A 21,677-nucleotide genomic window follows, 5' to 3' on the forward strand; every position below is an offset into this window, starting at 1 on the left:
AATGAAAGATACCCAACAACAAACTACCTTAGCGGTTTTATTTGGTAACCGTAATTTCTTCCCAAGTTACCTGCTGGATGATGCCCGCAAAGATACTCAAACGGTGTGTGAAAGCTTAGGTATTAAAACCATTATGTTGTCAGATACCGAAACGCCCTATGGAGGGGTGGAGACCTATCAACATGCAAAAATTGCCGCCGAAATGCTCAAACAGCATAAAGATGACATTCAAGGGATCTTAGTTTGCTTGCCAAACTTTGGTGATGAAAAAGCAATTGCCGATGCCATCCGTATATCGGGTGTGAATGTTCCGGTACTAATTCAAGCGGAATCCGATTCGCTAGATAAAATGGGCTTAGCCACCCGTCGTGACAGTTTCTGTGGCAAGATTTCACTGTGCAATAATCTTCGCCAATATGGCATTCCTTTTTCACTGACAACTCAGCACGTATGTGAGTTGAAAAGCGATGTATTTCTAAAAGATTTAACTCAATTTGAAAATGTTTGCCGGGTTGTTAGCAAAATGAAAGGTTGCCGTGTGGGGGCGATTGGTGCCAGACCTGCCAGCTTTAATACTGTTCGTTATAGTGAAAAAATTCTTGAGCGTTTGGGCGTTACCGTTGAAACGATTGATTTGTCGGAAATTTTCGCAAGCGTAGACAATGTGCAAGATAACGATTTGCGGATTGCCGAGAAGCTGAGCTTATTGAAGTCGAATGCAGATACCCAAGAGATCGCCGAAGACAAGTTGCTAACAATGGCTAAATTGTTTGTGGTGATTAGCCAGTGGATTGCCGAAAACGACATTCATACCACCGCTATTCAGTGTTGGACCTCGTTGCAGAAAACACTGGGGGTAAATGTTTGTTCGATTATGAGCGTGATGTCTGGCCAGCTGATCCCAAGTGCCTGTGAAGTTGACGTGATGGGAGCGTTGTCGATGTACGCGCTGTCCATGGCTTCGCAAAAACCAGCATCGATAGCTGATTGGAACAATAACTTTGGTGAAGATCGCGATAAGTGTGTGTTATTCCACTGTGGTAACTTCGCGACCTCAGAATTAGACAATCCTTTTATGAGCACCGCCGATATTATTGGCACCACGGTGGGTTGTGGGAATACTTGTGGCGCGATAAATGGCCGGATGAAACCAGGTCCGCTTACTTATTTCCGCCTTTCTACCGATGACTTTACCGGGAAAGTAAAATCTTACGTTGGCGAAGGAAAATTCGTTGATGATGACTTAGATACTGTTGGCTGCCGCGCGGTGGTTCAGGTTAAAGAGCTGGAAACCCTACTCTCGCATATTTGTAATAATGGTTTTGAGCACCATGTTGCAATGAATCACTCGTCAACTGGGGATGTGCTTTATGAAGCATTCACCAAGTACTTGGGGGTTGAATGCTACCAACATAGTTAGTGGTTTGAGATTTCCATCCAAGATAAGTTTTTGAAAGCTTGTTGAGGGCCTTGACCAACTTGCCTCGCAAGTTGGTCTTTTTTAAACATAAGCTTTTCGTGAATTTATATGCAAAATTGAATATAATTGCGGGCAAGTATGTCCCGTATTTTTGTTGTAAGGATGATTATGTTGAAGAGAGACGAACAGCGATTATTAGTCAAGATTGCCACACTTTATTACAACGAAGGTAAAAAACAGTCTGAGATCGCGAAGAAGCTCGACCTTTCTCAATCATTTGTTTCTCGGGCGCTTTCACGTTGTACCAAAGAAGGCATCGTTAAAATTAGTGTGGTTCAACCTGCCAACGTGTACCTAAATCTAGAAGCTGAATTGCAAAATAAATATTCTTTGATGCAGGCGATTGTGGTGGATGTGGCAGAAAATGCCGATGAGTATATGATTAAACGGGCAATCGGCTCGGCTGCCGCGCACTATATGCAAACCTCTTTACCAGCTAGCTCCTTAGTAGGCGTTTCCGCTTGGAGTGGCACCATTCGAGAAATGGTTGAACAGTTACATCCGCTTAATGTGAAAGCAAATGGTGTTGTTCAACTATTGGGAGGGGTTGGAGTAAATGGCAACGCTCAGGCTTCTATGCTTACTCATTCATTAGCCGAACTACTCAATTGTCAGCCTCATTTATTGCCGTCTCAGAGTATCGAAAGAACAGTTAATTATAAAAAAATGCTACTCAATACCGAAGAAGTCAGCTCAGTGGTCAGCCTCTTTAATCAAGTGGATTATGCCTTGGTTGGGATTGGCATGCTGGAGCCATCTCATTTATTAAAGTCTTCTGGTAACTACTATAACCCTGACATGTTGGAAGAGCTCTCTAAACGCGGTGCGGTTGGTGATATTTGCTTGCATTATTTTGATGCTGACGGGAACGCCGTGTTAGCCGAAGATGAAGATCCGGTGATAGGTATGGATCTTAAGTTACTTAGAGACTGTCCTCGGGTGGTTGCCTTAGCTGGTGGTTTAGATAAATTGGCGGCGATTAAAGGCGCACTTACCGGTGGTTATTTAGATATTTTATTTGTAGATGTTCATACCGCAAAGAAATTGATTTAATCCTTTTAGGCTGGCAGCTTTGCTGGTTTCACACCCAGAGTTTTGAGTTATTGAAAAACATAAACATGCTGTTTCTACTCAGCACATAAATCATCTTTGGCTTACAAAATACGCAGAATGATATCGCTTCAAGCCAGCTGAATGCTGGCTAACATGCTAAAACACCAGCAATACTTAAATCGACTGCTAATGTTGCCTGTTGCATCAATAAGCAGTCATCAAGGCTTTGATTAAAAAAGAGGATGCCAGCATCTTTATGATGCGTAGTGCATACTTCCCTTAGCAAAATCAGTCTGCTGAGTTCTGCGTAGCCATACTTTTTCGTGGAAGAAGTAAGCCACCGAGTTAATTGTTGGTTCAATCGTCGCCATCAGACCACCAATGAAAGAATCGCCGGTTAATGCATAGGTGACCATAAATGCCACACTGAAGTGAATCACCGCAAAGCTTATCGTTTTCACTTGTGTCATCGATTCATGACGTTTTAGAAATGAGATGTTCTGCCAAGCTTTTTCGTGAGCATAAAAAGCGCAGGTATTAATTGAAGGTTCAATCATGGCAATTAAGCTGCCGAGCAAGAAGTCACCGGTTAAAGTAAAAGCGACCAAGGTTGCAATGGTAAAGTGAATTGCTGCAAAAGTTATTGTCTTGATCATCGTGTTGCCCCTAAGAATTTTCTCTATGTCGATGTGGATATTATTGAGAATTATTCGCATTACTTGAAATGGATAGTTTCGATGAGTATGATAGTTTTGGGCTATCGAAATTAAATAATTGATTGTTTTTCAAGTGAGGTAGGCAAAACTCAAGCTAAATCTGGTGCCGCCAAATGCTGAAGACATGTGTCATCGTTCGAGTAGAAGAGCTGCATGATGAACACATCGATGCTGAAGGCAGTTCTGAGTGCTGGATTGAACTCAAAAGAGAGATAACTAGACATCCACCCCAACTAGCCAAATGCCAGTAATAATCTAGAGAGATAACTAGACATCCACCCCAACTAGCCAAATGCCAGTAATAATCTAAACTATCAATAGTTGATTTTTGGGAGTTATTGCCATGCCTCGGTCAAGACAGTCGCAAGTGAGCTTATCGGATACATCTTACTATCATTGTATTTCCCGCTGTGTTCGGCGGGCTTTTTTGTGCGGTAAAGACCAACACACAGGTAAAAGCTATGAGCACCGTCGCCAGTGGGTGGAAGATTATTTGCTCAAATTGACGTCGGTGTTTGCCATTGATGTTTGTGCTTATGCAGTGATGAGTAATCATACTCATGTGGTATTGCACATCGATAAGGCCAAAGCTAAAGCTTGGTCCATGGATGAAGTGTTAGAACGCTGGCATAGTCTGCATCAGGGCACCTTACTGACTCAGATGTATCTCAATTCTGAGTTAGGTCCGAAGTTAAGTGAGGTGCAACTACAGGCCATTCACGCCACAGCTGAAGTCTATCGGACTCGCCTTTTTGATTTAAGCTGGTTTATGCGCCATTTGAATGAATACATTGCTCGAGCTGCCAATAAAGAAGACCAATGTACCGGTCGTTTTTGGGAGGGGCGTTTTAAATCTCAAGCCCTATTAGATGAAGCAGCCCTAGCAGCTTGTATGGCTTATGTGGATTTAAACCCCATTCGCTCAAATATAGCGAGCACGCCTGAAACCTCGGACCACACCAGTATCAAACAGCGCATTCAGCAAGCCAAACAAGGTCAGCAACCCAAGCCGCTAATGCCTTTTGTCGGTAATCCCAGAGAAACCATGCCTAAAGGCTTGCCTTTCGAGTTACAAGACTACCTGCAACTGGTGGAACTTACCGGTCGCGTTATCAGAGAAGATAAACGTGGTTATATCGATGATGCACAAGCGCCCATTTTACAGCGCTTACAAATCGATGAGGAAAGCTGGTTAGCCTTGAGCACGGGTTTAGAGCATCACTTCGCCAGTGTGGTTGGGGCTGGGCATTCACTAGAACGCTACAAGCGTGAGCACAATCAACTTCGCATCAAAGGTATGGCAGCTGCCAAGCGCTGGCTCGATGTTGGCTAAGTAATTTATGGTCTGATTTTTGTCGACCGAGTAGGTCTTTAGCAAACCTAGAAACACTGCGTCCACGAGCTTGTTTATTGCGCTATCTCGCCATAAAAACGTCTATTAATGCTACAACTTTTACATTCAGGTCGCTTTCTGTGTATGAGGAGTTGATACTCATCGCATGATGTTGGTGGTTCAATTGAAGCCTTAAGATGGCTGTCTTGAATAATTTTGCGAAAAGGTGTTATTGTTGGTTTTGTTTTTAGAATGGGTGTCTAGTTTATTCAGTTTTCACGAGGGAAATTATGAATTGTACAAGTTGTAAAAATGGAGCGTTATTTCCGAGTTTTATTGACGGCCAATTTCGTGCACATACGTGCTCAAATTGCGGTGGTAACTGGATTTTAATCGAAGACTACGTTTCATGGAAAGAAAGAAATCAAGACTACAAATTTTCTGAAGATATTTCGATTGAAGAATCTGAAGTAATGGATAACAAAAAAGCTATGTTGTGTCCGTCATCTGGGACAATAATGAGAAAATTTAGAATATCTTCTCAAAATGAACATAAAGTCGATTATAGCTCTGTTGTTGGTGGATTATGGTTAGATAAAGGTGAATGGGAATTATTAAAAAGCGAGGGATTAGCTGGTTGTTTAAATTCAGTAGTAACACAAACTTGGCAGCGTAATATTCGTCAAGATAGCGCAAAGCAAAATCTTGCAGATATTTATGAATCTAAATTTGGTGTTGAAACTTACTCTAAATTAAAAGAAATGCGTGCTTGGTTAATGTCACAAGAACATAAATCAGATTTAAGAGCTTACCTTTTGGCAGAAGACCCTTATTCCGCAGATAAGTAGTAAAACAACATAACAAGCCATTGCAGTGCTGGGATTTTTACAGTTGGATTCTCTCACTGCGTTCGGGTCTTAGCCAACAATAAAAAGTCCCTGAATGGGGCGTTGCATCCAAGATGGCTGTCTTGTTTTCATTTAATCATGGGTGTCTTATATAATTCTTTTAGGGCTAAGTTAATCCTCGACTTAAACTTATCTCATTAAATTGCTTAGTTTTTTTGAGCTATAGCCTAGGTAAGTGTCGCAAAAAGGTGTTATTGTTGGTTTTGTTTTTAGAATGGGTGTCTAGTTTATTATTCATTTACATTTCAGTTATTATCACATAGTCATGCATCATTCGTTCGACACTATTCACGTGTTTTAACATATCAGCATTCTTCAAGTAAAAATTGAACCTGTTCGCTTCCGTAGGGACATTGCAAGGAGTTGTCCCTGAGTCAACGGACCACCTTTCTAGTAATGACCAAGCAAATACGGCTTTTTCAACGACTACTAGGTCGTCATTGTTACCCATGCCAAACTCGATGCGAATAGCTTCTTTCCCTTTATCATCGAGGTTGGGATGTAGGCTTAATTGGATCGGAATAAGTGTATTCCACTCACTATCATCATTAACTGATGATAGTGAGTTTTCATTCGTAGACGTTATACTTTTAAAGCGTGAAAAATGGAAACTTTTGAATATGGAGTGATTAGAGTCTTCTTTAATATCTTTTGCTCGAAAAACCCAGTTTAAACCATCAAAGAAAACTGTAGAGGGTTCTAATCTGCGAATGTTACGATTAAGACTATTAGCAGATATGTATTCTCCGACAACTTGTTTGTTGTCTGTAATAGCCCTTGTAATGACAGCTACTGAACCTGGATCTAGATCGGTTTTCAAATCACAAGCTCGTTTATAATAAGGGGATTCATTAGTATTTAGCTTATGGCGACAGAAACCTTCAAAATGCATTTCGAGAGCCTTACGGGCATCTATATCAACCAGAGGGGAATAAGTATCGAGTTTGATCTGGTGAGACTTCGGGTGAATATTATTTTGTTGAGTAAGTTGCTTGTACTCATTGAGATCTTTAGTTGCTAAAGGCTCAGATACACCAAATTCGTCTACTATTTCTGTTCTAAATATTTTTCCACTAAATCTAACCTTAAAATCGATAAACGCGAGTCGTACCGCTCTTGATTGGTTACCGGTTTCTTCCATTAAGCCATTGATAGTGTACATTCTGTATGTCTCTTTCAGTTTTTTGTTAACTAAATTTAACCATAGCATAGCAAAAAAAGATTTTTTACCCCACTTTTTTTGAATATTTTTCAGTGTGCAGTGTTAAAATATTAACCTGCGTCAATTAAATTTTTATATATTGGTTGATCTTTGATCGGTTTTTATGGCACAATATTAGTGTGGTCAATGCTAGATAGCTTTGTTCCATGAAATTTTATTTGAATTTGTAGGAGGGGCCAAATGGCAACTAACGGAAAAACAGGCGATAACCGTCGTCATGGTATGGTTCGCGAACGTTCACAAACTCAAACACCTTCAGGGCATTGGGTGAAGCGTGACGCGAATACTGGGCGTTTTATGGATGTGAAGCAAGATGGCGCGCCTTTTAAAGGCATCCGGAAAGAAAAATAAAAAGGCACTTTCAGTAAAATACTAAAAGTGCCTTTTTACTAGCGAAGTGAAATGTAGTCGTCATTGCAGTGATCGATTACAAGACCCAACACTAAGAGGTCTCAGGTCTCTATAGAAACCCAATCGCTCGGTGACAATTGCGATATTACCTTTCTATAGCATTCACTTCAATCGTTGAGTTCCCTCTTTATTAAAAAGTATGGAGGAATCTCTCATGAGTATTCGACCAAAACTCGTTGATGTATGCGCGTATGTGCGTCGCCGTTTCGGCCGACTCGAATACGTTTGTAAGCATAAACGTTCATATCCACTTTAAGTAACATTAATTTAGTTTGGCGGGGGTACCCGCCTTGCAGAAAGGTACTACATCTATGTTAGATCTACTGACAGATCCCTTAGTGCTCGCGGTTCTAATTGGTCCGATCGCTGGCATTGTTTGGACTAAAATACTTAATGCAGACTCTCGCAACGGTGAGGGGCTGTCAAAGGGCCATTTTAGAGTCTCGAATAGCGGCACAATAACCGCGAGTGATGACAGTAACATCCAGATTGGTCATGGCAACAACGTTACCAATCACAACTACAACGGCGGCCAATCACCGAAATCGCAAGGTGATGGTGAGGTGTTCATCTTTGGAGTGCTAGGTGTCATCGCCGCGATTCTCTATATTCGCCATCGAGAATGGGCTCTAGGTTTTAGTCTACTTTTCCTTCTTTTCAATACCGCTTTTACGCTCAGTTATTTTGAGTCCAAGAACACTAAAGTTATTAAGACCTTAGCCTATGGTGTTCTGTTTTACATTCTTTATTCCATCTATCGATCGCCCATAGACCCTTACTACGTCAGTATCGTCCAAGCGTTAAAAGGTCAAGGGTTAAAAGCCTATATCGAGGCTATTCGCTTGGATAACCTCCCTTTTCAAATCATTTTAACTGCGATAAGCCAAGCGGGGGCTCTGTTCCTCACTGTGTTTGCATCTCATGCAATTCGAACAACACATGCAGATCGAGGGTTCGCGAAAAACCTTCAAAAGATAGGTGTGATGGTCATTGTTTTAGCAATGCCGTTATATCTACTTCATGTTGAGGCAGTTAACGCCCTGATCATAACTTTTATAGGAGAAGTAATATGAAGTCATTATGGATACTCATACTTTCTGTACTTCTTTCAGCTTGTTCTGCTTCGATCCCTAAAGAAGTCGTTGAGCTGTCCTACAAAATGGATAAGGACATGACGCATGTCGAACAAGCATACATGGACTTGGTTCGTCAGCACATCAGTGTTCTTAAAAAGCAACGAGAAGACTATTTGTACAAAGAGTGGGTGCCAGCCTTGTTGGAAGACTGGATAGTCGAAGGAATGCTGATTGAAATGGCGCAGGGGAAAGTGGTTTATGACAACCAAGTGGAAGACTTTGTCGCCGTGGATAAGCCTAATAGGCTGGCTCAGTTAAATGGGGTGAAGGAATGGGCTCTAGTTGCTACCGAAGAAATTGAGGCGAAGCGCCTTGAGCTCATAGTGCCATTGGAAGAAGCTGAGTATGTGATGTTAGCTGATATTCGCCAGAGTTTCACATTAATGAAGCAGGGGAATCAAACCATTACTGCTCACCTGAATAGCATCAGAGAGGTGCAAGATGTGCAGAATGACCTACTTGAAAGTGTCGATTTAGAGCAATTAAGAAATAATATCAATCAACAACTTAGTGAGTTATCGGATCAGGCTTCTCAAGGCTTAGATAAGGTTCGTGAACTCGAACAGAAAGCACAACCTTATATGGAGAAAGTCAAATGAGTATGAGAAATCGAATTAAGAAGTCTGTTGCTCACGCGAACAGTCAATTGGCAGAGCGAGAGCTTCAGTTATTGTTAAACACTAGTTTTGAGTTGGCGACGTTAAGTCCTGCAATTAAAGGGCATGCCCAATATCAAGCGTTGATGGAGGTGATTCAAGTAGCTACGAATCGAAATTTAAGTGTGGCAGAACTTGAAAATAATATCCGACAGCTTGGTGAAGAGACTTGGCTGCTGGCACAAGACATCGTGAAAGCCGTTCGATAGGAGGAACTATGCAAATTGATATGCACTATTACGGTACATTCTGCGTTGCTCGCGCCGCAGGTCTAAACCGAGAATCGGCACGTATTATAGCGACCGCAGCTCAGTTTGTAGATGACAATGCACAGCAAAACGGCATTGATTTAGCGGATGCTTCGGCTTGTCGAGTCGAAGCAACAGCGCATCACACTGCGGATGTAAGCAACATTGACCCTGATGACCAAAGACAAGTTTGGGTGCCTTACCATTTCTTACCGGGAAATGAAGGTAATTCATTCACTGAGCGGTTGGTATGTCGCAAAGATAGCGTGATTGCCCAGCAAATGTGTCAAAACCACCTAGAGCAAGCTGCAAAACCTTACTTTCTGGAGTTGCTAGGGGTAATGGCTCACGTATACGCTGACACATTCGCGCACTACGGTTTCTCAGGAGTGAGCTCTCGACACAATCGGGTAGGTAATGACTCTTTTGAGTTCAGAGAGTTAGATGAAAAAATGGAAGCATATATTGTTGGTAAAAAAGACAGTTTTTTTGCACGATTTAACCCAATTGTTCGCAACATTAAGTCTCATCTCGCTGAGGAACTGTCTGGGGCGTTAGGTCATGGGGGCGTGGTGACATTTCCTGACAGGCCGTACTTGAAGTGGCGTTTTGAATACGACAGTGGCCACGATTCTGGTTGGAGGGATAACCCTGCGACTTTCCTTGAGTATTGTCACAAACTTCACTCTATGCTGGCAGCATTACCAGAAGAGTATACTGAACCCGAGCAAAGACAGGACTGGACGGCGCTGAAAAACAAGATAACGGAAGTTCTCGCTTTCCAAGGTGCAGGGGGGGCTCGCATTGATAAGTGGAAACACGAAGCTCAGTACGGTGAATTACTCAATATCGCGGAAGATATTCCAGAGTATAGAGATTGGAATGATGGTTTTGGAGCTCTTAGCCATCGCAGTAGCTCTGAGGCGATGGAACATCCTATCTATCGTTACTATCAAGCGGCTTCTTATCATCGTTGGTATGTATTGCGAGAGCTTTTGCCACAACATGGTTTGATGGTGAGATAGATTATGATTGGCCCGCAGGTGTGGGCCAATCATACAAGTGTAGTGGAAGAGTAAACTTGGCTAATAGGTTAGAGTATTTTGCAATACATTAAGTAATCCATTTAATGCCATTTTAGGAAATTGTGTAACTCATTTATGTCCAAAAGTGAGTTACAAAACTAAGCCAACTGATAACACGTATTGTGGCTAGTTTTTTTGATGAAGGAAAATTAGCGCTTCCGGTTAGAACAATTATTTTTCAAAACGAAGACAATCTATTTTCTATAATTTCAATGTGTTAGAGGCTTTTACTAAAAAGATTGTCTTCGTTCTATTCAAATTATCTTCGTTTTAATTTCATCAATACAACTAACAATCCAGCCCGCAGGCGACGCCGGAGGCCCAGGCCCATTGAAAGTTGTAGCCGCCTAACCAGCCGCTTACGTCCATCACTTCTCCAATAAAATACAAGCCTTTTACTTTCGTTGCTTGCATGGTTTTTGAGCTGAGTTCATTGGTGTCGACGCCGCCGAGGGTCACTTCTGCGGTGCGATAGCCTTCGGTGCCGTTCATGGTGATTTGCCAATCATTGAGTTGTTTGGCAATGCTGTCGCGCTCGCCATGTCCCAATTGATTAAGCGCTTTGGCAAGCTGCGCTTGGTCAAACAAGGCTTCGACTAAACGTTTGGGAAGCCATTGGCTGAGGGTGTTTTTGAGGTTTTGTTTGGGGTGTTGTAACAGCACCTGTTCCAGCAGGGCTAGCGCATCTTGCTTTGGGAGCAGGTTAATGTGGATCGCTTCGCCGGCTTGCCAGTAGTTAGAGATTTGCAGAATCGCGGGGCCAGATAAGCCGCGATGGGTAAATAACAGCGCTTCGCTAAATTGGTTGCCGCAGGCGGCGGTGATACAGCAGGGGACGGCGATCCCGGAGAGCGCTTCAAAACGTTGTTTTTGTTCGCTATGCCAGGTGAATGGCACTAGGCCTGCGCGGGTTGGCAATAGTTTGAGGCCAAATTGTTCGGCAATTTGGTAACCAAAGGGGCTGGCGCCAAGTTTGGGCATGGATAAACCACCAGTTGCGATGACCAGCGAGCTGGCTTGATAAGATTGGCCAGCGGCTTGGACTTCGAAGCTTTGTTCATCGAGCTGTTGAATACTGCTGATTTCGCTGCGCAAGCGGATGTTCACAGCTGCCCAGTCACATTCGGTGAGCAGCATGTCGACGATCTGTTTGGCGTTGTCGTTGCAAAACAGCTGCCCGTGGTCGCGCTGGTGGTATTCGATGCCGTGGCGCTCGACCAATTCGATGAAGTTGCTTGAGGGATAGCGGGCCAGAGCTGATTTTACAAAATGCGGATTACTACACAGATAGTTGTTGGGGGCCACATTGATATTGGTGAAGTTACAGCGTCCCCCGCCACTGATGAGTATTTTGCGGCCAGCTTTTTTGGCGTTATCCAGCACCAGCACGGAGCGCCCGCGATAACCTGCGGTGGCGGCGCACATTAAACCCGCGGCGCCGGCGCCAATAATAATTACATCGAATGTTTGTGTCATGCCTGCCCCCAAAAAATCAGCGGCATTGTACCGCTAGCGCTGCTCCGGCGCTAGCGGGGATGTTGCGCTTATTTTAAGGCGCGCCCAACGTCTTGGCTAAACGGCTCAGCAAGGAAGGTGATGCCCGCTAAGGGTGCCGGGTTTGGCGCATCGGGCTGAATGCTCGGATTGACCGGATAACTTAAACCGTCGAAACGCAGCAGCCGAAGCCCCGGGATCGCGCCGCCGCCAGAAACTTCCAGCAGTAGATCTTGCCAGCGGGCGTTACTGCTGGAAGCAAGATAGAAGGGGGGGCGCACCAGCGTGGTTTTACTAAGGAAGCGATAGCCGCTGTCTTTAGCTTCAAAAATTAATAAGCTGCAGCCGCCGCTGCCACACCAGTCCAGATAAGTGATTATTTCATCTTGACCATCCCCGTTGAGATCAAATTTCCACCATTGGTAGCGGGTGCCATTTAGCGCGGTGCGGTGTAGCTTGAAGTATTGTTTGAGCGCGCCTTCAACTTGTGGATCGTAGTCGCTGCTGGCGAGCAGGCTGGCTGGCTCGAAGCGACGTTGGATATGGCTTGGCTCACTGGGGCCTGGCGCCGGTGCCGGGCCATTCATTTTCATCATATTTAAACCCAGTTTGCCCTGCTGCTGTTGCTCGGGGTCACGCAGTCGCAGCAACATACCGTCCCAATCAAAATACATCTGGCTGTTTACTGGTTGGTTCTGGCTTTGGCTCAGGGTAAGTAGCAGGCTGGTTTGATCAAGCGGTTGCCAGTAGCCTTTTTCAATAAAGCTTTTGTCTTGAGCGAGATAGTTATTTTGTAATTCAGCACTTAAATCTTGGTTGAGAGTGAGATTGACCATTCGGCCACTGCCTGATGCGGTGGCGAGTTTGGCTTGGTAGTTGCCGCTAAGTGGTTCAATATCTTGTTGAAAGGGGCGACGGGCGCAGCCCTGATAGCGAAGCCCTTGGTAGAGTAGCTCGGCGTGATAGGCATAAACGGTATCGGCCATGCTGTCGAAACACTGTTCGGCCTTTACCGCGAGTCGCAGCTGGTCAGCAGATTGCCAAAACTGAGTGCCTTGATCCACACCGCTACGGTAAATTGGGTGGCTGCTCGTACCGGCGAGAGTACTCAGTTGCAGTTTGCCTTCGTTGATGTCGATTCGCCAGCTGGGTTCGTTTCCCATAGCGTGCAGCGCTGGGGTTTTGGCTTCACAGCCGGGGCCTTCGCTGGCCAGATACTGCCAGCGTTGTGGGCTGATCTTGGCCCGATAATCCGCTTCAGGCGCCTGCATACCCACGTTGTTGAAACGACCGTCAAATTCTACGTAGACTTGGCTGTGGTTGGCAAAACGGCTGAGCAGTTGCCGGTCATCGCTGGATAAATCGAGCCAATAAGCTTGCTCTCCTTGGCAGGGAGTGAATATTGTGGCCTCGGGTGAGTTGACTAACCAGCCCTTTAATCGGGTGTTTGGTTGATGAGGACTCGGTGGTGCCTCGGATGGTTTGCTTGGCTGAGTGGGGGGCGGTGTTGGGGCGCAGGCTACCAAGCCGATACTCGCGAGGGACGCGATGCAAAGTCGTTTGATTAGCCTCATCGTGATTTCCTTTTATTTATAGCTTAAATGTACCGATTAAAAATTCCGCCACACCATTTTCTTTATTGCTAAGTGTTTGTTCTAAGTGAGGTAATGTCAACTTTAAACGGTCGTGTGCGTTGGCCATGATTACCCCTTTGCCGACCAAAGAGAGCATTTCTTTGTCGTTAAGGCCATCACCAAAGGCAATACAGTGCTCTGGTGCGATGGATTTTTGCTCTAATACCGCTTGTAAGGCTGCGCCTTTGTTGGCCTTGGCTGTCATTACCTCAAGGCAGTCGGGTAGTGAGAAGGTAATATTGAGGCTGTCACCAAATTCATCGACCAGTTCCTTTTCGAGCTGTTGTAGTAATTCATGTTCTGCAACAAAAAATAGCTTACAGATATGCTGATGATCTATCCGATCGAAGTCGGTCAACTGATAGTTAAAACCAGAGTGCTTGTTGAAGGAGCGGACGTATTCATTGTTTTCTTCAACGTACCAGTTATCTTCGTGGTAAATATTTCGATGAAGTGGGTATTTTGCCGATAGCTCCAGAATACGAGTGATTTCAGCGGAACTCAGATCGGCACGATACAGAACTTCGCCGGCTTTATTGTGGACGCGGGCACCATTGGAGGTAATTAAATACATTGGAAAGTCGAATTGATCGGCGATTGGTCGCACATCGTTGTAGTGGCGTCCGGTGGCAATTAAAAACTTAATATTTTGCTCATAGAGGCGAGCAATGGTTTGTTGGGTATGTTCTGAAATTTGATGCTCTGCATTGAGCAAAGTGCCGTCAAGATCGGTTGCGATTAATTGGTACATATCGATTACTCCTCGGTGAAACTGCGACCGGTGGCTTTAGCCTCTGCTGAGACTGGTTTGATGAGCTTAAGCTCGGTGTTGTTCAAAAAAAATGAGAATGCTCGCCAAGGCTGGGTTGCGGATCTCATCACTCTCGAAAAAAATCTCATGTTTGGCCCCTATCACGGGCATCAATTGAGCGTTACTTGATTTACCTGCTGAGGCAGTCAACCTATGGAAAAAGGCATTTTGCCCTTCTGCTGTGACAATAGGATCTTGCTCCGCTTGTAATAATAATAGCGGAATATTGATGTGAGCAGCGTCTTCAATGCTCAGTTGCATGGCTTGAAAACTTTGTTGTAACCAGCGGTTACTTGGGCCGCCGAGTTGGATCGCTGGGTGCTCGACATAAGTTTGCAGGATTTGTTGATAGCGAGCCGGGCTATGGCTCAGATGATTGCGACTAAACTCACTTGGCCGATAGTCGCCTTGACCCAAAGCATAATGAGGTCCATAGCCGAACTGCCGCTCTAAGTGCGCTAGACCTGCGGCTAGCGTCTTCACGATAGGTTTAGGGAGCAGCCCCAAATTAATCCCGAACATGGGGGCCGACAGCGCCACGGCCTGAAAGTGATTTGGATGCTGCTGTAGGTAGCGAGCGGCGATGGTGCCACCCATCGAATGGGCTAATAAAAAATGCTGTTGGTATTGGCAGGGCAAGACAAACTGCTGCACCAGTTGCTGGAGATCATCAACAAAGTATTGAAAATTTTCGACATCCCCAAGTTGCCTGCGAGGGCTTTCTCGATCTGATAAGCCTTGGCCGCGATGGTCAATGATGAAAATATCGTAACCTTGCTGAGCGAGATCGTAGCCTAATTCGTAATACTTGAGGTAGCCTTCGGTACGACCCGGAGAGATCACAATGGCTTGATGTTTAGGCTGAGCGGCGTTTAATTTGGCGAAGTGAATACGCAGGTCATTCACCCCAGAAAAGCTGGATAGTTCGGCATATTGTTGCCAGTAGGGCAGGATGAGCTGCTGATATTGCCTCTCGAGTTGATTTTCCTGACCGAGCAGATAAGGCGGTGTACGCATCATTCAACCTCGAATGTGTCGCTATGAATAGCTATGGAGTTGCGCATTATCTCAGCGAATGAACATAGTCACAATTGGCAAATTAAGGCGTTTGCTTGGTCGAGTCGAGAATTTTGCTTACAGGTGCTTTATTTAATCGCCGAAACCGGCCCGGGCGAGGGTGACTAACATTGGAATAAGCAGTAATACGCCGAGCTCTAAACGAATTAACCAAATCACCGAAGCGTGTTGGCGATAGCTAATCATGGACGGTTTGCCTTGTTTTAAGGCTCGTCGCCAGCGATAAAAGGTAGCCGATGGATACAGCGAGAGTAGAACGACAACGAAAAATAGCAGCATTTTTAGTGCAAAAAAAGGATTGTCGAGATAACTTTTGTCGGTGCTTTGAAATACAGATAATCGTAATGCACCGGTAATGAAGATTAATACGGTGGCGATGGCATGGGTGGCATCGGCCAACAGTAGCTTCTTGACATCGTCCTGAGTCATGCCTCGGCGAAAAAGAAAGGCTTCTGAGTACAATGCGCCCGCCAGCAACACAATTGCCGTGACATGCAACCCTGCATTTATGGCCTCAATTAAACTCATCGTTCAGTATCCAAGAAAATTTGTTGTTCTAGAAAACGCTATCAGCGCAGCAGGATAGTACTGCAAAACCATCCTTGATGCTATACCCTAACAGGCCTAAGTACTTGAGGTCTAGGGTATATAAGGACGCATTAATGAAAGCAAAGCTATCGGCATATGGTTTGTTGTTGTTACCGCCATTATTTTGGGCCGGTAATTTTGTCACCGGTCGCTATATTGCGGGGCAAATACCGCCAATGTCATTATCTTATTGGCGTTGGACGATAGCCTCGCTGTTGGTCTTGCCTTTTCTTTATCGGAGTCTGTGGCAACAGCGGCGAGTGATTCAACGCTATTGGTTGCGCATTAGCTTACTCGCTTGTTTAGGCGTAGCTGGCTTTAATTCCTGTGTTTACATTGGTTTGCAGAGTACAACCGCGACCAATGCTTTGATTATTAATTCGATGATCCCGATCTTTATTTTGCTGGTGAGCTGCTTAGGCTTCGGTCAGCGAATGGGAATGAAACAGATCCTCGGTATTATATTGTCGTTTTGCGGGGTATTGGCCTTGTTGGTAAAAGGGCAATGGCAGTCACTGGCAAGCCTAAGCATCAATCGCGGCGACAGTTGGATCCTGTTATCGGCAGTTATTTGGGCGTTGTACTCCATTGGTTTACGTTTTAAACCGTCCCAGCTAAGCGGTTCCGCCTTTCTTGGTTCAACCTTGGTGATAGGATCACTGGTATTAAGCCCATTTTATTGGCTTAATTTGCCGCAAGCGGCTTTTTCTTTGAATCACGATAGTATGGTCGCCTTGGCCTATGTGGCGGTTTTCCCATCGTTATTGGCTTATCAAAGTTGGAATTATGGCGTGAAAGTTGTTGGCGCAAGTGTTGCTGGTCAATACATTCATTTGATGCCTTTGTTTGGCGCGATCCTCAGCGTTTCATTGTTAGGTGAGCAATTAGCGGTTTATCATCTGATTGGTGCCTCGTTTATTGCTGCTGGCTTATTGGTGGCCCTGCTTCCCGTGGGTTTGCTGCGCCGACGTTTTGTTGGTTCGTCTATTGAGGCGGAGGGCGCGGAGTCGAAGCATGTTGGCTGAATACTCGCGCTAAGCTGTTTGGTTTATTCAATAGTTTTTTCCTATCAAATAAATCAATGCAATCGAATTTAAGTATGGGCTAATTCGACTTAAGCTAGTCTTATGATTTTCTTGAGAGCATGATGATGTACCCAGCGACTACTTGTTTCGGCCCATGCCAGCAGACCCCAATTGTTGAAAACACAGCTTTAGTCGCCGAAGGGGGCGGACAACGCGGTATTTTTACTGCCGGTGTGCTCGATAGCTGGATGAGCTTGGGGTTCAACCCGTTTCAGTTACTGATTGGCACCTCTGCCGGTGCACAAAACTTATCTAGTTATATGAGTTGTCAGCATGGCTTCGCCCAAAAATCAATTACCGAGACCTCTCGCCATGCACGATTTTTCAAGTTAAGTCGTTCGCTTACCGGGCGAAGCATCATCGATTTGGATTGGTACTTTGAACAGGTGAATCGGCCAGCCGATCCCTTAAATGTGAACAGTGCGGCGTCTTTGTTACGGTATCGCCGTTTATTGTTTGCCACGACCAATACCCGCAACAAGGCGGCTCATTATTTTAGCCCTAGTCGGGACAATTGGTTGCATCTGCTAAAAGCCTCAAGTGCCTTACCATATTTATATAAGGGGGGCGTTGAGATTGAGGGGGAGCACTACGTTGATGGTGGCTTGGCTGCTCCGCTCCCTGTGGAAGAAGCTTATCGGCGGGGGGCAAAAACGATTGTGGTGATTCGAACCAAGCAACAGGATTATGTGGCTGAATCCCCTTGGAGCCAACGTTTAAAAACCTGGGTCTGCCAATCGGGAGAATGTCCGAAAGCGCTCGATTATCAGTTGATACATGAACAGGCTTACCAACAGTCTTTGGATTTTATGCATCAACCTCCAGAAGATGCGCAAGTGTTTCAAATTCATCCCAGTCAGGCTTTATCGAGTAAGTTACTCGGTAGTAAAACCTCTGCCCTAGAGCAAGACTATCAACTAGGACTTGAGGCCGGGCTTCGCTTTGTAGAACAGTTCGAGCAGACGACCCCGTTGGGAACTCCGTTGGCTTAAGCTTATTATGGATCGCTGAGCTCTGAAGGTTTAGTTTCGAAACTAACTAATCGGCTGCCTTGAACCGTAAGTTGACCTTCGAGGCCCTCGCTAAATTGCTCAAACTGGTTTTTCTTTAGTTGAAAGCGCCGAGATTCACCGCCGGTTAAGGGGGTGAATTCAACAAAGTAACGATAGCTGTCGGGCATGCTGTCACGTGATTTGCCAACTGGCTTGATGGTTTGTCGTTGATGCGAAGTGACCCGAACGTCTAAGCGATGTAGGGGTTGTTGCTTATCCCAGCGACGTTGTTGAATATGGCGCCAAGCTTGGTATAAACCAAGGCCAACAATTATCGCCATCCCTGCCGCCCACCACCAAGGCATTAGCGCTTGCTCCGATGGGACTGAATGAAGTGATGAATGGTATGCATGGGTCCTTGGCTCCTGGGGTTTGAAGTGATCATTTATTGGTTTTGGCCTTTATCTGAGGCCTTAACCAGTTATCATCATAGCTTGCTATGGAGTCAAGTTTATACTTTTTCCGTTGTATTTGAGTGTTAATACGCCAGCATTGATTTGTTTAGCGACTCGTTATTGGCGATAAAAGCGCTTAGTATAAAGTGATGTCGATGGTGGATGGAAGGATGAGTGTTTGCTGAGCTTAAGTGGGCTGCGAATAAGATGCTGTAGCGTCATGCGCTGGCGCCACCGTTGGATGCTGATGGCGAGTTTTATTTGCTTGTTGGCGGGCAAGCTATACGCCACTGAGCTGAGCGCGGATATGCTTCAGGCTCAGTTTGGAGGGTGCCCACAAGTCCGCACTAGCGGTCTTCGTCTGCAAGCGATCCCCCTGCGTGTTAAGGTGGAAAGTATTGAAATCGACCTTGCTTGTCTGTTGGCGCAAGGCCAGCATGCTCAGCCGTTTCGCTTGGTTTCGCTAAAGCCTCTTGCTCTGCAGTTGTTTCAAGGTTTATTGGACTTACCGAGCTCGGTGGTTGCGAGCTCGGTCGCGGTCGATCGCCTGCAAGTTAAAGCGGGAGCGCAGTCGCTATTTGATGGCCAACTACAACTCTCACAACGAGGCCAGCAATGGCTTGCCAGCTACCAACAAGATGATGGTTTGGCAATTAAGCTGCAGCTGTTGCCAAAAGCTGAGACCCTCATCTTAGAAGGCCATTTAGGGAAGCATAGCTTGCGTGCATTGGCTGGTCTGATTCAGCAGCCGCAATTGGATGGGCCAATATTTGCCGATGCAGATTTTTCCTTGCGGGGAAAAGCGGGCCAGCACTTACAATTAAATGCTCAATTTAAGTTACCTACTTTGGCGATGGAGGGGAAGGCTTGGCTACAAGGGTGGCAAGATTGGCGGTTAAGGCTGGAGAGTTCTAGTTTTCGTTGGCAGGGAAAAGATTGGCCGAGTGTTGAGAGCAAAATCCAAGCAAAAGGTTGGCAAGTTGAGGTTGCCGATTGGCAACTTAAAGGTGAAGGCCTGTGGCAGTGGACGCCAACGATGCAGCTGTCGGGGCTGCTGCATAGCGATAATGTATTACCCTTGCAGCAGGCTCTTTTGCCTTTAGCTGAACCAGCAAAATTACTGTCGGGAGCTTTGGAATCACACTTCACTTGGCAAGCGGAGCAACTGAGTAGCCAGTTTAAACTCAGTGGCCTAAATGCTTTGTGGGGAGAGTTGGCATTGGCCGATGCACAGCTCGCGGGGCAGCTCGATTATCAGCCACATCTTGGTTGGAAACACGCGGGAGAGTTGCAAATTAAGCAATGGGATATCGGTTTTCCGGTGAGCGATATTCAACTGCATTGGCAGCAGCCTAACTATGCCCCCTTGGTACAATGGCACTCGCTACTGTTAGACGATATCTCTTTTGGGTCTTTAGGTGGACGGGGCAGGCTTGCTCAATTGAGATTGAAGCTACCGAGCCAAACATCTTTGCAGTTGAGCAAGGTCCAGTTATCTCAGTTGGCGACACTTTATCCCGAATTAGCTTTAAGCATGCAGGGCTCGGTATCAGGGACGCTTCCCCTGCAACTGAGCAGACAGGGTTTGGCAATCAAAGGCGGCTCGCTGGCGGTTGTTGAGCCGCATGGGCATATCGCTCTCACTCACCAATCCTTACTGGCGGTAAAAGCGCAGCACCCTTCTTTAGATTTTGCTCTAAGCTTATTGGAAGATTTTGATTATGAAAAGCTTGCAGCTGAGCTAGATTTTGCCGAAGATGGGCTGCTCGATATGCAAGTGCAACTGATTGGACGCAATCAACAACTGAGTCCTCGTTTGGTGACTTTGAACTATCGTCATCAAGAAAATATTTACCAGTTATTACGTAGTTTACGTATTGGCCAACAATTGTCAGGACAACTACAGCAATGGATAGACGACAGCGCTTCAGAAGTATCCCCTTTGCCTTAGCGGTAACTTTTGGGCTTATGGCTTGTACCCCAAGGGTGGAGGTGGCCGTAGATAAGCCAATTACGGTGAATTTAAATGTCAAAATTGACCATGAAATTCGAGTGCGAGTTGATAAGCAGCTCGATGATTTGTTTAACGATGAAAGCGGGCTATTTTAGGAGAGTATGATGAAGTGGAATAGCTGGATTTTAAGCCTATTATTGTGTTTTAGCTTATCGGTATCGGCGATGGACTTAGATGATGCCAAGGCCAAAGGTTGGGTCGGTGAACAAACTAATGGTCTATTAGGAATTGTAAGCCATCGCGCAGAAGTCAGTGATTTGGTGAATAATATCAATCAACAACGACTTGCCAAGTACCAACAAATTGCCAAGGAAAATGGCTTAAGTGAGCAGCAGGTCGCTATCCTCGCGGGAAAAAAAGCGATTGAACGTAGTCAAAGTGGTCATTACATACAATCGCCCGCTGGAACTTGGTTAATAAAACCCTGACCGTTTATACGTCTTAAGACGCTAAATAGCGTCTTACTTCGTGGCACACTTGTTGATAGCAGTCTAAGCAGGCACTTAGATCTTGTTCCAATGTCTCACTGTGCTTGAGTTGCTGTACACAGCGGTTTAGTGGAGTGCTACACAGTAAAGACGCAAGGCCTTGCAACTGTTGCAGTAAACCCTTTGAACAACACTGTTGTTGTTGCGCTTGAGCAATTAAGAGCAGGTCTTGTTTGCTACTCTGCAGAAAATCTTGCAACCAATGTCGAACCAGCGCTTCATCGCCAAACTGAGCCTTCAGTTTAGGCCAGTCGATAGCACTAAGCCGACTCATGGTTTTGGTGTGTAAATGGGCGAAGGAAACTGGGTTATGTTGGTGACTTCATGGATTTTTGCGGTGCCGATATCATCGACAGCATCGATGCGCAAAATATTATGCATCGGTACGTAGGTGCGGCTCACTCCGGAGAACTCAGTTTTTAATTTTTCTTCATTAGGATCGACCACGAGCTTGGTTTGAGTATCGAAGACTAAGTCGGCTAACTCAACGAAGCCGAACATTGAACCTTGGGAGACATCTCTGGCATAGAGCTCATAATTTTTGCCATTAGAAATAAAATTAACGCGATAAAGTTGCGACATGCTTACTACTCGTATGATGTAACTAATTACATGGATTCAAGAATCTGTAATATAAGACTATTTGATAAGGTTTCAAGCTGAGGCTGATTCTAACTAGATAGCGGATCTAAGGCTAGTTCGCTGACATTTATCAACAAAAAACTGCCTTTGCGGCTAATTCTTAGTTAATTCATCTGAGTGGACTTTATCCGCTAGTCTATTCAACTATG

At 45.2% G+C, this 21,677-nt stretch carries 24 protein-coding genes and 1 pseudogene; 14 read left to right on the forward strand and 11 right to left on the reverse strand.

Features of this window, described 5'->3' with window-relative positions:
* Position 1 precedes the first annotated feature (1 nt).
* A complete protein-coding gene (locus ACRRSW_RS01070; RefSeq protein ID WP_432455043.1) occupies positions 2–1,420 on the forward strand; it encodes an L-fucose/L-arabinose isomerase family protein in 1,419 nt (472 codons plus the stop codon).
* A gap of 168 nt (positions 1,421–1,588) precedes the next feature.
* Positions 1,589–2,533 (forward strand): sugar-binding transcriptional regulator, encoded by a 945-nt coding sequence (locus ACRRSW_RS01075; protein ID WP_432455042.1) that lies wholly within the window; start codon positions 1,589–1,591, stop codon positions 2,531–2,533.
* Positions 2,534–2,787: 254 nt separating this feature from the next.
* Here ACRRSW_RS01075 and ACRRSW_RS01080 read toward each other — a convergent pair whose 3' ends face one another.
* The gene (locus ACRRSW_RS01080; protein WP_432461087.1) at positions 2,788–3,003 is read right to left on the reverse strand and encodes a DUF2061 domain-containing protein; all 216 of its coding nucleotides are present in this window, start codon (positions 3,001–3,003) and stop codon (positions 2,788–2,790) included.
* A 90-nt stretch (positions 3,004–3,093) separates the two neighbouring features.
* Positions 3,094–3,249: pseudogene (locus tag ACRRSW_RS01085) on the reverse strand (DUF2061 domain-containing protein); the annotation flags it as partial.
* Positions 3,250–3,592: 343 nt separating this feature from the next.
* Here ACRRSW_RS01085 and ACRRSW_RS01090 point away from each other — a divergent pair.
* Together ACRRSW_RS01090 and ACRRSW_RS01095 are read left to right on the forward strand one after the other, a co-directional pair.
* Entirely contained in the window at positions 3,593–4,582 is a 990-nt protein-coding gene (locus ACRRSW_RS01090; protein ID WP_432455041.1) for a transposase, read from the forward strand.
* Positions 4,583–4,872: 290 nt separating this feature from the next.
* Positions 4,873–5,430: a zf-TFIIB domain-containing protein gene (locus tag ACRRSW_RS01095; RefSeq protein ID WP_432455040.1), complete on the forward strand. Its 558-nt coding sequence runs from the start codon at positions 4,873–4,875 to the stop codon at positions 5,428–5,430.
* Between the two features lie 298 nt (positions 5,431–5,728).
* Here ACRRSW_RS01095 and ACRRSW_RS01100 read toward each other — a convergent pair whose 3' ends face one another.
* Positions 5,729–6,652: a hypothetical protein gene (locus ACRRSW_RS01100; protein ID WP_432460666.1), complete on the reverse strand. Its 924-nt coding sequence runs from the start codon at positions 6,650–6,652 to the stop codon at positions 5,729–5,731.
* Between the two features lie 240 nt (positions 6,653–6,892).
* On the opposite strand from ACRRSW_RS01100, the gene ACRRSW_RS01105 reads away from it, so the two are divergent.
* From ACRRSW_RS01105 to ACRRSW_RS01125, 5 genes are all read left to right on the forward strand, one after another.
* A complete protein-coding gene (locus tag ACRRSW_RS01105) occupies positions 6,893–7,063 on the forward strand; it encodes a hypothetical protein (RefSeq protein ID WP_432455038.1) in 171 nt (56 codons plus the stop codon).
* A 371-nt stretch (positions 7,064–7,434) separates the two neighbouring features.
* Positions 7,435–8,196, forward strand: a complete 762-nt coding sequence (locus ACRRSW_RS01110) for a hypothetical protein (protein ID WP_432455037.1) — start codon at positions 7,435–7,437, stop codon at positions 8,194–8,196.
* Positions 8,193–8,858, forward strand: coding sequence for a hypothetical protein (locus ACRRSW_RS01115; RefSeq protein ID WP_432455036.1), 666 nt, complete (start codon positions 8,193–8,195; stop codon positions 8,856–8,858). Before ACRRSW_RS01110 ends, ACRRSW_RS01115 begins: the two co-directional genes overlap by 4 nt.
* On the forward strand, positions 8,855–9,124 hold the full coding sequence (locus ACRRSW_RS01120; RefSeq protein ID WP_432455035.1) for a hypothetical protein: 270 nt from the start codon (positions 8,855–8,857) through the stop codon (positions 9,122–9,124). The genes ACRRSW_RS01115 and ACRRSW_RS01120 overlap by 4 nt, the downstream gene beginning before the upstream one ends.
* An 8-nt stretch (positions 9,125–9,132) precedes the next feature.
* Positions 9,133–10,188, forward strand: a complete 1,056-nt coding sequence (locus ACRRSW_RS01125; RefSeq protein WP_432455034.1) for a DUF6765 family protein — start codon at positions 9,133–9,135, stop codon at positions 10,186–10,188.
* A gap of 348 nt (positions 10,189–10,536) precedes the next feature.
* Here the strand turns inward: ACRRSW_RS01125 and ACRRSW_RS01130 are convergent, their stop codons facing one another.
* The 5 genes from ACRRSW_RS01130 to ACRRSW_RS01150 form a co-directional block, all read right to left on the reverse strand.
* Positions 10,537–11,724 carry an NAD(P)/FAD-dependent oxidoreductase gene (locus ACRRSW_RS01130; RefSeq protein ID WP_432460667.1) on the reverse strand — a complete coding sequence of 396 codons (1,188 nt, stop codon included), beginning with the start codon at positions 11,722–11,724 and terminating at the stop codon, positions 10,537–10,539.
* Between the two features lie 68 nt (positions 11,725–11,792).
* Complete coding sequence (locus ACRRSW_RS01135) at positions 11,793–13,316, reverse strand: copper resistance protein NlpE N-terminal domain-containing protein (protein WP_432455032.1); 1,524 nt, start codon at positions 13,314–13,316, stop codon at positions 11,793–11,795.
* Between the two features lie 16 nt (positions 13,317–13,332).
* Positions 13,333–14,127, reverse strand: coding sequence for an HAD family hydrolase (locus ACRRSW_RS01140; protein WP_432455031.1), 795 nt, complete (start codon positions 14,125–14,127; stop codon positions 13,333–13,335).
* 66 nt (positions 14,128–14,193) lie between these two features.
* Positions 14,194–15,207, reverse strand: coding sequence for an alpha/beta fold hydrolase (locus ACRRSW_RS01145; RefSeq protein ID WP_432455030.1), 1,014 nt, complete (start codon positions 15,205–15,207; stop codon positions 14,194–14,196).
* 129 nt (positions 15,208–15,336) lie between these two features.
* Positions 15,337–15,792, reverse strand: a complete 456-nt coding sequence (locus ACRRSW_RS01150; protein WP_432455029.1) for a DUF2214 family protein — start codon at positions 15,790–15,792, stop codon at positions 15,337–15,339.
* Positions 15,793–15,926: 134 nt separating this feature from the next.
* Between ACRRSW_RS01150 and ACRRSW_RS01155 the strand changes: the two genes are divergently transcribed.
* Positions 15,927–16,877: a DMT family transporter gene (locus tag ACRRSW_RS01155; protein ID WP_432455028.1), complete on the forward strand. Its 951-nt coding sequence runs from the start codon at positions 15,927–15,929 to the stop codon at positions 16,875–16,877.
* Positions 16,878–16,996: 119 nt separating this feature from the next.
* Positions 16,997–17,929, forward strand: coding sequence for a patatin-like phospholipase family protein (locus ACRRSW_RS01160; protein WP_432455027.1), 933 nt, complete (start codon positions 16,997–16,999; stop codon positions 17,927–17,929).
* A gap of 5 nt (positions 17,930–17,934) precedes the next feature.
* On the opposite strand, the gene ACRRSW_RS01165 is transcribed toward ACRRSW_RS01160, so the two are convergent.
* Positions 17,935–18,294, reverse strand: a complete 360-nt coding sequence (locus ACRRSW_RS01165) for a DUF2500 family protein (protein WP_432455026.1) — start codon at positions 18,292–18,294, stop codon at positions 17,935–17,937.
* 310 nt (positions 18,295–18,604) lie between these two features.
* On the opposite strand from ACRRSW_RS01165, the gene ACRRSW_RS01170 reads away from it, so the two are divergent.
* The 3 genes from ACRRSW_RS01170 to ACRRSW_RS01180 are packed head-to-tail and all read left to right on the forward strand — an operon-like array spanning position 18,605 to position 20,826.
* The gene (locus ACRRSW_RS01170) at positions 18,605–20,335 is read left to right on the forward strand and encodes an intermembrane phospholipid transport protein YdbH family protein (RefSeq protein WP_432460668.1); all 1,731 of its coding nucleotides are present in this window, start codon (positions 18,605–18,607) and stop codon (positions 20,333–20,335) included.
* Positions 20,336–20,352: 17 nt separating this feature from the next.
* Positions 20,353–20,493 (forward strand): YnbE family lipoprotein, encoded by a 141-nt coding sequence (locus tag ACRRSW_RS01175; protein WP_432456115.1) that lies wholly within the window; start codon positions 20,353–20,355, stop codon positions 20,491–20,493.
* A 6-nt stretch (positions 20,494–20,499) separates the two neighbouring features.
* On the forward strand, positions 20,500–20,826 hold the full coding sequence (locus ACRRSW_RS01180) for a YdbL family protein (protein ID WP_432455024.1): 327 nt from the start codon (positions 20,500–20,502) through the stop codon (positions 20,824–20,826).
* A gap of 13 nt (positions 20,827–20,839) precedes the next feature.
* Here the strand turns inward: ACRRSW_RS01180 and ACRRSW_RS01185 are convergent, their stop codons facing one another.
* Entirely contained in the window at positions 20,840–21,160 is a 321-nt protein-coding gene (locus ACRRSW_RS01185; RefSeq protein WP_432460669.1) for a hypothetical protein, read from the reverse strand.
* Positions 21,157–21,468, reverse strand: coding sequence for a DUF1820 family protein (locus ACRRSW_RS01190; protein WP_432455022.1), 312 nt, complete (start codon positions 21,466–21,468; stop codon positions 21,157–21,159). The genes ACRRSW_RS01185 and ACRRSW_RS01190 overlap by 4 nt, the downstream gene beginning before the upstream one ends.
* Between the last annotated feature and the right edge of the window lie 209 nt (positions 21,469–21,677).

The organism is Agarivorans sp. QJM3NY_25 (assembly GCF_050870875.2).
GTDB lineage: Bacteria > Pseudomonadota > Gammaproteobacteria > Enterobacterales > Celerinatantimonadaceae > Agarivorans.